The organism is Streptomyces sp. NPDC044106 (genome assembly GCF_056433985.1).
Map to the genome: position 1 here is coordinate 195,824 of NZ_JBWKFZ010000005.1, position 12,930 is coordinate 208,753.

Consider the following 12,930-nt stretch of genomic DNA (forward strand, 5'->3'; position numbering starts at 1 on the left):
GGGGGTGGTGGGTGGGCGCGCCCCCATTCGAACGCTTACGATCCTCTGCGTGTCCAAACTGACCGACGTGCCCAAACGGATCCTCATCGGGCGCGCACTGCGCAGTGACCGGCTCGGAGAAACGCTCCTGCCGAAGCGCATCGCACTCCCCGTCTTCGCGTCCGACCCGCTCTCCTCCGTGGCGTACGCGCCCGGCGAGGTACTTCTCGTCCTCTCCATCGCGGGTGTCTCGGCGTACCACTTCAGCCCGTGGATCGCCGTCGCGGTCGTGGTGCTGATGTTCACCGTCGTCGCGTCGTACAGACAGAACGTGCACGCCTACCCGAGCGGTGGTGGCGACTACGAGGTCGCCACCACCAACCTCGGCCCCAAGGCCGGACTCACCGTCGCCAGCGCCCTGCTCGTCGACTACGTCCTGACCGTCGCCGTGTCGATCACCTCGGGCATCGAGAACCTCGGCTCCGCGGTCCCCTTCGTGGTCGAGCACAAGGTCCTGTGCGCGGTGGTCGTCATCGTGCTCCTCACGGTGATGAACCTGCGCGGCGTGAAGGAGTCCGGGAAGCTCTTCGCCATCCCGACGTACGTCTTCGTGGCCGGCGTCTTCATCATGATCGCGTGGGGCGCCTTCCGCGGCATCGTCCTCGACGACACCATGAAGGCACCCACCGCCGACTACGAGATCAAGCCCGAGCACCAGGGCCTCGCCGGTTTCGCGCTCGTCTTCCTCCTCCTGAGGGCCTTCTCCTCGGGCTGTGCGGCGCTCACCGGCGTCGAGGCGATCAGCAACGGCGTCCCGGCCTTCCGCAAGCCGAAGTCCAAGAACGCCGCGACGACGCTCGCGCTCATGGGCGGCCTCGCCGTCACCATGTTCTGCGGCATCATCGCGCTCGCCATGGTGACCAAGGTCCGGATGTCGGAGGCGCCGACGAAGGACCTGCTCCACAACGGCGTCCCGGTCGGCTCGGACTACGTCCAGAACCCCGTCATCTCGCAGGTCGCCGAGGCGGTCTTCGGCCACGGCAGCTTCCCCTTCATGATCCTCGCCGCGGCCACCGCGCTGGTCCTCTTCCTCGCGGCCAACACCGCGTACAACGGCTTCCCGCTGCTCGGCTCGATCCTCGCGCAGGACCGCTACCTGCCGCGCCAGCTGCACACCCGCGGCGACCGCCTCGCGTTCTCCAACGGCATCGTGCTGCTCGCCGGCGCGGCGGCGCTCCTCGTCGTCATCTACGGCGCGGACTCGACCCGCCTCATCCAGCTCTACATCGTCGGCGTCTTCGTCTCCTTCACGCTCAGCCAGATCGGCATGGTCCGGCACTGGAACCGCCACCTGGCCAAGGAGAAGGACCAGAACAAGCGCCGCCACATGATCCGCTCCCGCGCGATCAACACCTTCGGCGCCTTCTTCACGGGCCTCGTGCTGGTCGTCGTCCTCGTCACCAAGTTCACGCACGGTGCCTGGGTCGCACTGCTCGGCATGTGCATCTTCTACGTGACGATGACGGCGATCCGCCGCCACTACGACCGCGTGGCCGAGGAGATCGCCGCCCCCGACGCCCCGGGCGAGGAGAGCGTGCGCCCCTCCCGCGTCCACTCGATCGTCCTGGTCTCCAAGATCCACCGCCCGACGCTGCGCGCCCTTTCGTACGCGAAGCTGATGCGCTCGCACGACCTGGAGGCGCTCAGCATCAACGTCGACCCGGCGGAGACCAAGGCCCTCAAGGAGGAGTGGGAGCGCCGCGGCATCACGGTCCCCCTGAAGGTCCTCGACTCGCCGTACCGCGAGATCACCCGCCCGATCATCGAGTACGTCAAGAACCTGCGCAGGGAGAGCCCGCGCGACGTGGTCAGCGTGATCATCCCCGAGTACGTGGTGGGCCACTGGTACGAGCACCTGCTCCACAACCAGAGCGCCCTGCGCCTCAAGGGCCGCCTCCTCTTCACGCCGGGCGTGATGGTGACCTCCGTCCCGTACCAGCTGGACTCCTCCGAGGCGGCGAAGAAGCGGGCCCGCAGGCGGTCGGAGTGGAACGCGCCGGGCGCGGTGCGGCGCGGCCCGGTGGAGCGGGCGAAGCGCCCCAAGGACCAGAACGGCAAGAAGGAGCCGAACAAGAAGGAGCCGAGCAGGAAGGCGTAGCGCCACGCGGCTCCGCCCCGGCTCTGTGGTAAGCGGCCGGACGACACCCACGTAGACTGGTGGGCTGTTGTCCGGCCGTTCCTCTTTTACGTTGTGGAGTCACCCCGCCATGCAGGCAGAACCGAAGAATCCGCAGGCGGGGAACTCGCTGGTCGGCCAGGAGTACGAGGTCGAGATCGGCCCCGTCGCACACGGCGGCCACTGCATCGCCCGTACGGACGAGGGCCAGGTCCTCTTCGTACGGCACGCGCTGCCCGGCGAGAAGGTCGTCGCACGCGTGACCGAGGGCGAGGAGGGCGCACGCTTCCTCCGGGCCGACGCGGTCACGGTCCTCGACCCCTCCAAGGACCGGGTCGAGGCACCCTGCCCCTACGCGGGCCCCGGCCGCTGCGGCGGCTGCGACTGGCAGCACGCGAAGCCGGGCGCACAGCGCCGCCTCAAGGGCGAGGTCATCGCCGAACAGCTCCAGCGCCTGGCCGGCCTCACCCCCGAGGAAGCGGGCTGGGACGGCACGGTCATGCCGGCGGAGGGCGACAAGCTGCCGCCCGGCGAGGTCCCCTCCTGGCGCACCCGCGTCCAGTACGCGGTGGACGCCGACGGCAACGCGGGCCTGCGCCGGCACCGCTCGCACGAGGTCGAGCCGATCGAGCACTGCATGATCGCCGCCGAGGGCGTCTCCGAACTCGGCATCGAGGAGCGCGACTGGTCCGGCATGGCGTCGATCGAGGCGATCGCGGCGACGGGCTCACAGGACCGCCAGGTGGTCCTGGCCCCCAAGCCCGGGGCCCGCCTCCCCATCGTCGAACTCAACAAGCCGGTCTCGGTCCTGCGCGTCGCCGAGCAGGACGGCGGCATCCACCGCGTCCACGGCCGCCCCTTCGTCCGCGAACGCGCCGACGGCCGCACCTACCGCGTCGGCAACGGCGGCTTCTGGCAGGTCCATCCCAAGGCGGCCGACACGCTGATGCTCGCCGTCATGCAGGGCCTGACCCCGCGCAAGGGCGACACGGCCCTCGACCTCTACTGCGGCGTCGGCCTCTTCGCCGGCGCGCTGGCCGACCGCGTCGGCGAGAAGGGCGCGGTGCTCGGTATCGAGTCCACCAAGCGAGCGGTGGAGGACGCCCGCCACAACCTCGCGTCCTTCGACCGCGTCCGCATCGAACAGGGCAAGGTCGAATCGGTCCTCCCGCGCACCGGCATCACCGAGGTCGACCTGATCGTCCTGGACCCGCCGCGCGCGGGCGCAGGCAAGCAGACGGTGAAGCACCTGGCAGGCCTGGGCGCGCGACGAATCGCCTACGTGGCCTGCGACCCGGCGGCGCTGGCGCGGGATCTGGGGTACTTCCGGGAGGGCGGGTATCGGGTGCGGACGTTGCGGGCGTTCGATCTGTTTCCTATGACGCATCATGTGGAGTGCGTGGCGATCCTTGAACCGGCGGCAAAGGGCTCCTGACCTGCGCTTTGTCCAGTGTGCATTATGCGCGTTGTGGGCGTTACAGGCGATACCTTGACGCTGAAATGACGCTCGTAACGCTCAAATGCCGCTCGTTCTGATGGGGAGTCAGGCGCCTGTTCTTGCAGGTGACGGTGGGTCAGGCGGGGCCTGTCGAGGGTCCGGCTTTGCCTCCTCTTGGTGAAAATCCGTGGGCCGTGGACAGCGTCACGGCTCAGTAGGAGCGGGGCCCGTAGGGGCTCCAGTGGCTGAGGAAAGGCTTGAGGTCGTCGCCGCTGGGCTTCGGTGGGGTGGGCAGCTTCGGCGCTGCGGCGGACTCGGTGAGGTGTTGGAGGCGGGCGTTCGCGAAGGCGAGCCACGCCTCGATCTCGGTCTTTTCCTGCCCAGGTGGCAGTGATGTGGCGTGGTCGCGCACTTCTGTGACGTATTCGGTCAGCCGTTTGGTCTCGTGCCAGGCGTCTGTCTGTTCGCCGAGGTGTTTGACGCGATAGCTGTGGGCGTACGCGGCGCGGGCTTCCTGCATGGCGGCTTCCCAGCGCCGTTGCTCCGCCTCGCGGGCTAGCTGATCCGCGCGGCGTTTGCGTTCCGCGGCTTCGCCACGGAGGCCCACTTCTTGCGCGATCTCGGCGAGTTGGTCTTCCAGTGACCGGTCGGGGAGATCGGCCCATTCGCTGGCGCGGTGCGAGTTTCCGCCTCGGAGCATGAAGCGCAGGCGATTGGAGGGGGTGTAGTCGTAGCGGTCGATGCGCTTCCATGAGTACTTCTTGGCGTCGGCGAGTTCCTTGTCGGTGGGGACATGTTCGCTGCGGTCCTGTTCTTGGAGGACGAGGAATCCGACGCTTTCGCCTTGGGCGGTGACGGTGAAGTGCGGTGGTGCTTTTCGGCGCCGATGGGGTGGGGGAGCCTTGTGTGGTTCCGAGTGCTGCCTTGTAGCCTTGTGCTTCGGTGGCGGTGATGAGGGCCTGGATGATGCGCAGGGCTCGGCCTTGGACGGGTTTGGTCAGACCCATGGGCTGCGGCAGCTTTTGAAGGGCGGCCACGATGGAGTGGGGTTTGGTGAGTCTGGCCGGAACGGGGAGCGGGGTGAGTTCGGCGAGGCGCCAGGCGGGGATGTCGACCAGCTTGATTTCGTAGCCGCGGTGGGTGCGGTATACATAGAGCTCCTGTGTGTGGGGGATCTTGCCGGACTTGCGGGCGGCGCTGACAGTGATGCCCAGTTCACGGTGTGTGGGCCGGATTCGATGCGCTTGATGAGGCAGCCATCGTTCGCGACCAGTTCTTCGAGGAGCTGGTCTGCGTAGTTCGTACGGACCTTCGGCGCTGTCTTAGGCCGTGATGGTGCCGTTCTTCGGCCGGGCCGCGCAGGCAGTTCAGCACTCTGCTCGACAGGACAGATGCCACGTTCGGTGAGCTGCTGCCGCCCTCTCTCGGTGAGGTGGGCACTCCAATGACCTCGGTGTTTGGTGATTTTGACGAGTCCTCGGCTTTGCAGGGCCTGAGCGCTGACCTTGTACGTACTGTCTGGCCAGACTCTGTCGGGACACCCCTGGCCTACCCAGTCGAGCACGGCCTGCTGCCGTTCATTGAGGGCTTGTTGCATGTGGTTCTCCTGTGGTCCTGGGCATGCTGCCCCGGAGACGATGCTCGTCGCTCCCGCGAGAATTCAGGCGCCATCAATCAGTCCGGACCGCGACGCCGCCGAGCGCGTGGGGCGGGGTGTGTAGGCGGGTGCGACTTGAGCGGCGTGGTACCTGCCGGGTCATTCGGGAGAGACAGCGGCTCGACAGGGCCTGGAGGTTGGCCATCGACTGTGTCCATACCGGGCAGAAATGCATGGTCCGGACCGGTGTGGGCGTGCTGGGCACGGTCAGGTGCCGGGAGGATACGGCGGCGGGTGAGTTCAGCGACGTCGATCATGGAGGCTCCCACAATGCGGTCGAGGAGCTCGGCTTGCTGAGGTTCCAATGCCGTGAGATGCCTGAGTACGGCAAGGACTTCGACGAGTTCCCGACTCCAGTCGGGTTCCCAGTGCTCGGGCCGCTCACGGTCGAGTTCACTGGTTACTTTGCCGACGGTGCGGTCGCTGCGGTAGGCGAGCCAGCTGTCGAGCACGTTGCGCCCACCCGTGGTGTAGTTGCGCATGCGTGGAGTGACACCGGTGAAGATGCCGCCCTCGATGATCAGATGCTCGTGTTCGCTGTCGTAGCTGATGGTGGTGGGGAGCCTGTCGGCCGCCACTTCTCGGGCGTACTTGATCCCGGAGTGCCTGCACCAGTTGGTTGCTGTGCCCGCCGGGCGGCCGTTGTCAGGGCTGATACAGCGTGTGCCGAAAGCGGAGGCCCACAGGATGTGACGTCCCAGGCGGACGGCGTCATGCCAAAGGGCTCCGTCGGCTGTGAGGGGGATACGCACGCCGGGGGAGTTGAGGTCGTCTGCGTAGCGTTCGGTGAAGGCTGGGTGGGCGGTGACGGCGGCGATGTAGGCCAGGAGGTCTTCAGGCAGGATTTCCTGCAGGCCATAAGAGTTGGCGAGGTGATTTTGCAGGCCCGGTGCGATGTTGGCGACGCGGTCGGCGTGCAGGAGGGGTATGGCGCGGCCGCCATTGCCGTTGAAGAAATGCACGTCCGGGATGAGAGCCGTGAACAGCAGTGCCGGACCGGTTTTCAGGCGCTGAGTGTGTTGTTCGATGGCGAAGATCTGCCCCTCGACGGCCGCATGCCAAAGGTCGGGGCGTGAGAAGTCGATCACACGTCCGTCGGGTATCAGCCACTGGCGATCCAAAGCTCTACGGGCGATGCGCTCTGGTTTTGGGCATGGGCCGCGTTCGTCGCGAAGGAGGGTTGAGGGATGAGGGCGGCCGGGGATGTGGCGGGCCTCTTTGCCCAGAGTGCGGTCGCGGGTCTCTTTGAACAGTGCCTGCTTTGCGGCGGGGTGGCGTTCCTGGATGAGGCGGTCCCATCGTCGGCGCAAGGTCGTTCTGGACGGGCTGAAGACCCAGTTCCGGTTGGGCGTGATGCCGGGCTTATACCAGGGCATGAGATCGATGAGCGCGGGGAAGCTATCCCAGCCGCTACTGGAACCGGGTGTGAACGGGGCGGACTCGGCAGATCGGGAGGTGTGCCAACCGGGGCCGCCGATATGCAGATCCTTCAGTTGCTGTTCCTTGTACTGGCGGATTCCGTGGACGGCTGCGTAGTGGACTGGAGCCAGGGTTTCGTGCCGCTCGCCTTGCCGACGGACAAAGACGGCGATGGCCAATTCCTGCTGTACGCCTGGGAAGAACCGGCTGTTGAGCGGGGGCCTTTTGGTCTCGGGTGTGAGGTCGATGACCCAACCCTCTGTGCAGGTGCGCCGAAGGTAGGAACGCATACCCTGGAAGCCTGCACCGCGGATGAAGCCGCCGGTGCTGACGAAGCAGACGACGCCGTGGCGGTGATCGCCATGCTGGTCGAAGACCTTGTGGGTGGCCCAGCGCCAGAAGTAGGTGCACAGGCTTTTCAGCTTGTTCTCGTACACGCCTGCTGCACCGCGCAGTCGGAAGTCGTCCAGGGGCGGGGCGCCGCGGCCCGGTGAGCCCTTCTCGATCCATCCGCCCTGACCTTCTGCCTGTTCGCGGTGGGGAGGGTTGCCGATGACGACGGTGATGCGTTCGTTGCGTTGGATGGTGCTGGCTGCCTCGGCGTCGTCGCGTAAAGGCCCCCACAAGGCGCCATAGCGATCGAAGAGTTCACTGGGTCGCCACGGGTCGGCGAGAGTATCGGCCAAGTGCAGGCGCATGTCACGTAGTCGAACCCGGGCATTGAGGTGCCGGAGCATCTGCCCCACACGCATCTGAGCGACGGAAAAGGCGCCCATCTGCTTTTCGAATCCGATCATTCGGCCTGCGAGTTCTTGCACGGATTCGGCGCGGAAGCCTTCGTTTCCACCTTCGGACTGTTTGCGGGCAACGAGGTCGATTATGCCGGTGAGGAAGGTGCCGGTTCCCATCGACGGGTCGATGATGGACACACCAGGGTCGGCGAAGCCATCCGGGCAGTCCAGAGTGGTTGCCAGTACCTCATCAACCAGCCGGATCATCTCTGTCACCAGCGGGGCCGGGGTGTAGTAGGTGCCGGAGTCCTTGCGTAGCTCGGCGTCGTACTCCTGCAGGAAGTGCGCGTAGAGATGAATATGGAAGCCAGGTTCGCCGGCGAGGGCGATTCCCCAGTCGATGGCGTCAATGACGCGGACGAGCATGTCGAGGCTGTCGCGGAATTCTCCCTCGACTTGGTCGGTGAGGATCTGCAGGGCGCGGCCCATGACGGAGTGCTCAGCCCCAAGCCGTCGGCCTATCTCGTGCAGGCTCATGCCGACCAGTGCCTTGTCGTTGCCGCCCGTGGTGTCGGAACCAGCTAGCAGGAGAGCAAAGGTGACGGACTGTGCGTAGCGGTCAGCAAAGGTCGCGCGCTTGTCCCGGTCATCTGTGGTCGGGAAGAGATCAACTTCAAGTGTGGAGGCCAGGTCGCTGAACGGGCGCTGGTGGCGTGGAAGGCCCGCTTCGGCATCTAGGCGATCATGAACAGCATCGCGCAGAAGCGCGCACAGTGGAGCGACCTGGGAGACCACCTCTCGCATTGACGTCAACGGGTAGGGCTGCCAGCCGAAGAATGCGACAAGCATCGCTTCGAAGGCGGCCTCGCTGGCGACCGGCAGCCGTAGGCGGGAGCCAGCGCTGCGTAGATCACCCTCGAAGTGGATGGCGTCGCCGTACTGCCGACCCGAGCGGTACATGATCCAGGTCTGGCCGTTCGTGTAGATCAGGTTGGGCAGTTTCGCCATGCCTTCCCATTGACGGCGGTCGCGCTGGTTCAGGCCGCTGGGATGGATCGTGCTCTTGTCGGGGCTTTTCAGCTCGACGTAGCCGACGATGTTGCGCGGTGACTTTCCAATCCGCACCGCCAGGTCAGGGCGTATCCGGTGCGCGGCGATGGCTACCTCGGCGTGCAGGACCGCTTGCAGTCCCAACACTCCTGCTGCGTCGACCAGAAGGGTTTCGACTGCTCGGCGGATCGCGGCTTCCTTCTGCCCGTGCAGCAACGCCTGCTTACAAGCCGCACCGAATTCGCTGACGATGCTCCGAAACCGCTCCTTGCGCTGCATCCCGCCCCCCGAGGCCAGCACACGCTCACATTATCTCTACTTACGGTAAAGGCAACATCACTCCCCGTCGAGAGTGCTTACGGATCGAGGTGCTGGGTGTGCGTGTCAACCCTGGTTCAGAGACGCGCCTCATGGCGGCGTCGCGCGAGCACTCTTCGTGGCCCGGTGGCCAACTCCATTCCGTTACCAGTGGCGTTGTACTGCGGGTAGGAGTTGGCTCGGGCTCGGGCTGCGTCAGACCTTCTCGGTCGTGATCCGGGCGTGGGCGGCAGTGAGCATGGCGATGTCTTCGACATCTGAGGTCAGGATCGTGACGTGCCCGGGCTGAGCTAGGGCGGTGGCGCAGAGCATGGCGTCGATGGCGTATTTGTGGCCGTGCAGTCCGGCTGTGCGCAGTAGCGTCGCCGCCGACTGGGCGATGGCTTGAGTGACGGGCTCGACCCGGAGCCGGGACAGCGTCCATTTCAGCGCAGCGTCGTTGATCTTCGGGTGGATCACTTCGACGAGCACTGCGGCGGAGGTGAGGACGGGCAGGTCGGCGTCACGGGCTGCGGTGACCCACTCCTGAACCTCGCGGTCGCGCTGGACAGCCTTGGCCAGGCCCTCGCTGTCCAGGATGAGGGCACCGCTCACGCGGCCGCACCGGCCCCGGAGGAGGGGGCACCAGTAAGCCGGGCCCGCTTGGCGTCCACGGCCTCCGGATCGGCGGGACCGTTGACACTCTCGAAGTCGGCGATCAGCTCGTCCAGGTTGTCGCGCTCGATCTGGCGTTGGGCGGCCTTCTCTAGGTACGCGGATACGCCGCGCTTGCCTACTCGCTCGCGAATGGCCTGCAGGGTGCCGGCGGTGAGGGAGACGGAGATGCCGCTGCTGGGGCCATCGCCAGGGAAGAAGTCGCTGTCGTCGTCAGCCATGATACGAGTATGGCATTTCTAATGCCACATGGCGACCTCCTGGGCGGCAACGTGCGTCAAGAGATCGCCCGTAGAGCCCGTAGCGCACGCAACGCACGTTGACTACGAGGTCGACTTGCTCCTGATGGGCCGCTGACCTGCGATTTCCTTTCACATGCTTTTGATTCACATCTTTTCGATGACGCATCATGTGGAGTGCGTGGCGATTTTGGAGCCTGCGGAAAGGGGCCGCTGACCGCTGACTTGCCGGTTCGCCCAGGATCAGTCCTCAAGTGCAGTGGCGTTGCCCTCGGCCGGACAGCACCATGTCAGCCGCGGGCTTCTTCCAGCAGGCCTGCCGCGTGTGCGGTCCGCTGGTCCCGTCTCTGACCTTGGTGACGAGGCGTGCGCGGTGCAGGGCGCTGAGGTGGTAGGAGACGGTGCCCGGGGTGTATCCGGTCCGGGTGGCGAGTTCCCCGGTGGACCGGGCGGTTTCGAGGTCTGCCAGCAAGGCCGCTCGGGCGTTGCCGACCACTTGCGCGATCCTTCCGGACCTGCGACCCCTGACGGCTCCGATCCGCCGGGCGGGGTAGTTGGAGGACGAACTGCCCGGGGGTGTCGACCTGGACGATGACGTCGGGCCGGTTGAGCACGCCGGGGGCGAGGACCAGGTCCCGGCCGGCGGCATCCATTTCGCCGTCCCACGACTTGGCGAGGGTGAGCGCGTCGCCTGCCCACTCCATGTCGGGGTGAAGTGCTCCGAGCGCCCGGCCGATGCCATGGGTGGCGATGGCGGTCGCGCGGTGGGCGATGTCCTGATCGATGAACGCGCGCGATTCGGGCCAGCCCTCGGAAAGGGCGTCCCGCCAGAAATCGATCTGCGCGATCTGCGCGATCTGCTCGTCGAGCAGGTCGCGACGGTGCGCGTCCGCCCCTGGCTGAGGGGTGAGCAGGTCAGGTGTGTACGTGTCGCCGTTGTACGGCAACAGGTCTGCGAGCAGTGCAACGTCCGGATGGGCAAGTGACGCGCGGGCGAGTGGCCCGGGATCTCCGAACACCGGGTGCCGTCCCGACGCGGCAGCGAGTTTCAACCACGGTGTGCTGGATTCGAACTGGCTCGAATGCTTTCCGGCGCGAGGTCCACGCGTGGTTGAGTCGTGGTGCCGAACGACGGCAGCAACATGCACTGCCCGATCTGAGGCGGTTGCCTCCGCACCACGTGTGGTCGGGCACCCGTTACCCGAAGAACCTGGGAGTGATTGTCATGGTGAGACTGAAGGACACCTCGAAGGCGAAGAGCCGCACGAGGACGGTCGGCGGGGTCGGCATGCGAGTTAAGCGAACGGGCGCAGGTTCGATAGTCGCCGTCACTGCCGTTCTCGGACTGAGTCTGGCAACCGTCGGCCCCGCCGCGGCTGCGGATCTCGGCCCCGCCGCGGCTGCGGATCTCGGCCCCGCCGCGGCTGCGGATGTCGGCACCTGGCGTGCTTACGGCAACACGAATCCGATCACCTCCAGCCCCGACACGTGGAAGTGCGCCGGCAGCAAGACGGTCGCCGCCTCTGTGCTCGCGCAGGTCTGTGCGATCAGGTCGTCAGGCGGGGGCAGCGTCCGGGCGGCAGTGATCGTGCGCAACAACCGCTCCAGTCTCTACAGTGCGCGAGCAATCGTGGACTTGTATACCGCCGCCCCTGTCACTCCCCTGGGTCTTTGGGAGTGCGCCTCATCGGGAGTTGGGGCGAACTCGTGGTCCGTATGTTTCGGGAAAACTCTCAGCAAGCCCAGTTCGGTGAAGGTCAACTCGGCAGCGGAGCTCAATGATGTCGATCTCGGCACGTCACCGAACGCCTGAACCGAAGCCCATCGGGTGGCGTGAAACCTGCGCGTTGTGCCCGGTCACCCGCTCCTGAATCTCACCACAGCCGCATGGGGAGCGCGTCGAGGAATTCCACCGAGGTGATCAGTCGCTCCGCGCGGCTGATCACCTCATCGACGGCTCAGCACTATGAGGTGTCTGTGCGCTTCGTGGAGATCGTTGTCATGAGCAGCCGATGTGCTCCGCCTGGTGCGACATGAGCAGCAGGGTGCGGAGCGGGTGGCCGACCTGGCCGAACCGATCAAACCGAAGCTGCGAGGTTGGCTCCATGCCGGGATGGCCCCCGCCGCGCTGATCGCAGGCACTGTGCTCAGCTGCCTGGCTCCAACCCGGCAGGCGGCCGTGGCCTGCGTCGTGTACTCGGTCACCGCCTGGCTGTTGTTCGGGACGATCGCCATTCACCACCGCGGCACTTCGGGGCCGCTCGGCGAGGCTCTTCTGCGACGTCTCGACCATGCCAACATCTTCCTGATCATTGCCGGAACCTGTACGCCCCTCGCGGTGGTCCTCCTTCCGCCGGACCGCCGGACCGCCGGACCGCCGGACCGCCGGACCGCCGGACCGCCGGACCGCCGGACCGCCGGACCGCCGGACCGCCGGACCGCCGGACCGTGCTGTGCGAACCCGGCCGCTTCGCACGGTCCGTTGCCCCTGACCGGGGAGTAGGCTGGAGACACCGAGAGCATGTCGTACACCGGCCATCGCGCCCTAGTCGTTCTCGGTGAGCAAATACACCGGCCACCTGCTTTCGGGCAGCTGGTTGGAGACGGGTTCGCGCCATGTCCGCGACCATCAGCCTTCTTCCACCGCCGCCCGCGGACCCCGCCGTAACGGCCGTCCGCCTCTCGCTGAAAGCCCCGGGCACCCCTTGCGGCCTGCTGGACGGCGCGTGGTGGCCCCGCTCCCGCGATCTGCTGCGTGAACTGCCCGATCTGACCGACGTGCTGGACCCGCGCTGGGGGCGCATCACCCGCATCGCCGTCAATCCCACCCACTGGCCCGTGATCCCGCGCAAGGTGCCCGTCCACGGGCATGTGGTGAATGTCGGCTGGTTCACCACGGAGCTCGACCCGCACAAGGTCCTGCTGCTCTCCTACAGTGTCGGACGCTGGGACCTGCTGGTGATCCCACCTGAGACCCGCCCTGCCGCCGCCGCCCGGCTGATGGCCGCCGCGAGCTCCCCCACGGGGGCGGCCCTGACCGCGAGCGCACTGCTGGCCGCGGAGGAAGCCCGCCACGGCGACTCGTCCGCCGGCCGGATGCAGAGCCCCGAAGAGACGTGGGAGTACGAGGGCGGCGCGTCCTCGACCCACGCGGCCGCCATGACCCTGGCCGTCCGTCCGGGAACAGAGGCGTGATCGCCATGGATACGTCTATGACCGTCGGGGGGACCGTCGGGGCCCTGCTGATCCTGGTCATGGGGGCGGCGTAC

At 66.7% G+C, this 12,930-nt stretch carries 10 protein-coding genes and 1 pseudogene; 6 read left to right on the forward strand and 5 right to left on the reverse strand.

Going from position 1 to position 12,930, the window contains the following annotated elements; genetic code table 11:
- Positions 1-49 precede the first annotated feature (49 nt).
- A complete protein-coding gene (locus AC07DI_RS10520; protein ID WP_384260064.1) occupies positions 50-2,137 on the forward strand; it encodes an APC family permease in 2,088 nt (695 codons plus the stop codon).
- Positions 2,138-2,246: 109 nt separating this feature from the next.
- Positions 2,247-3,590, forward strand: coding sequence for a class I SAM-dependent RNA methyltransferase (locus AC07DI_RS10525; protein WP_478903640.1), 1,344 nt, complete (start codon positions 2,247-2,249; stop codon positions 3,588-3,590).
- A 214-nt stretch (positions 3,591-3,804) separates the two neighbouring features.
- Here the strand turns inward: AC07DI_RS10525 and AC07DI_RS10530 are convergent, their stop codons facing one another.
- From AC07DI_RS10530 to AC07DI_RS10550, 5 genes are all read right to left on the reverse strand, one after another.
- Complete coding sequence (locus AC07DI_RS10530; RefSeq protein WP_478903642.1) at positions 3,805-4,293, reverse strand: hypothetical protein; 489 nt, start codon at positions 4,291-4,293, stop codon at positions 3,805-3,807.
- Between the two features lie 974 nt (positions 4,294-5,267).
- On the reverse strand, positions 5,268-8,729 hold the full coding sequence (locus AC07DI_RS10535; protein WP_478903644.1) for a type ISP restriction/modification enzyme: 3,462 nt from the start codon (positions 8,727-8,729) through the stop codon (positions 5,268-5,270).
- A gap of 234 nt (positions 8,730-8,963) precedes the next feature.
- Positions 8,964-9,362 (reverse strand): DNA-binding protein, encoded by a 399-nt coding sequence (locus AC07DI_RS10540; RefSeq protein ID WP_478903646.1) that lies wholly within the window; start codon positions 9,360-9,362, stop codon positions 8,964-8,966.
- Positions 9,359-9,643 carry a hypothetical protein gene (locus tag AC07DI_RS10545; RefSeq protein ID WP_362375780.1) on the reverse strand — a complete coding sequence of 95 codons (285 nt, stop codon included), beginning with the start codon at positions 9,641-9,643 and terminating at the stop codon, positions 9,359-9,361. Before AC07DI_RS10545 ends, AC07DI_RS10540 begins: the two co-directional genes overlap by 4 nt.
- A gap of 268 nt (positions 9,644-9,911) precedes the next feature.
- Positions 9,912-10,157, reverse strand: a complete 246-nt coding sequence (locus AC07DI_RS10550; protein WP_478903648.1) for a helix-turn-helix domain-containing protein — start codon at positions 10,155-10,157, stop codon at positions 9,912-9,914.
- Positions 10,158-10,215: 58 nt separating this feature from the next.
- Here AC07DI_RS10550 and AC07DI_RS10555 point away from each other — a divergent pair, with 58 nt between their 5' ends.
- From AC07DI_RS10555 to AC07DI_RS10570, 4 genes and pseudogenes are all read left to right on the forward strand, one after another.
- Positions 10,216-10,647, forward strand: coding sequence for a hypothetical protein (locus tag AC07DI_RS10555; RefSeq protein WP_478903650.1), 432 nt, complete (start codon positions 10,216-10,218; stop codon positions 10,645-10,647).
- 239 nt (positions 10,648-10,886) lie between these two features.
- Positions 10,887-11,474, forward strand: coding sequence for a hypothetical protein (locus tag AC07DI_RS10560; protein WP_478903652.1), 588 nt, complete (start codon positions 10,887-10,889; stop codon positions 11,472-11,474).
- Positions 11,475-11,675: 201 nt separating this feature from the next.
- Positions 11,676-12,026, forward strand: a pseudogene (locus AC07DI_RS10565) (hemolysin III family protein); the annotation flags it as partial.
- Positions 12,027-12,277: 251 nt separating this feature from the next.
- Positions 12,278-12,856: a DUF5994 family protein gene (locus tag AC07DI_RS10570; protein WP_478903654.1), complete on the forward strand. Its 579-nt coding sequence runs from the start codon at positions 12,278-12,280 to the stop codon at positions 12,854-12,856.
- Positions 12,857-12,930 lie beyond the last annotated feature (74 nt).

Excerpts from the sequence above, each read along its gene's own strand:
- AC07DI_RS10525 (WP_478903640.1), top strand. The coding sequence starts at position 2,247 with ATGCAGGCAGAACCGAAGAATCCGCAGGCGGGGAACTCGCTGGTCGGC.
- AC07DI_RS10530 (WP_478903642.1), bottom strand. The coding sequence starts at position 4,293 with ATGCTCCGAGGCGGAAACTCGCACCGCGCCAGCGAATGGGCCGATCTC.
- AC07DI_RS10535 (WP_478903644.1), bottom strand. The coding sequence starts at position 8,729 with ATGCAGCGCAAGGAGCGGTTTCGGAGCATCGTCAGCGAATTCGGTGCG.
- AC07DI_RS10545 (WP_362375780.1), bottom strand. The coding sequence starts at position 9,643 with ATGGCTGACGACGACAGCGACTTCTTCCCTGGCGATGGCCCCAGCAGC.
- AC07DI_RS10560 (WP_478903652.1), top strand. The coding sequence starts at position 10,887 with ATGGTGAGACTGAAGGACACCTCGAAGGCGAAGAGCCGCACGAGGACG.
- AC07DI_RS10570 (WP_478903654.1), top strand. The coding sequence starts at position 12,278 with ATGTCCGCGACCATCAGCCTTCTTCCACCGCCGCCCGCGGACCCCGCC.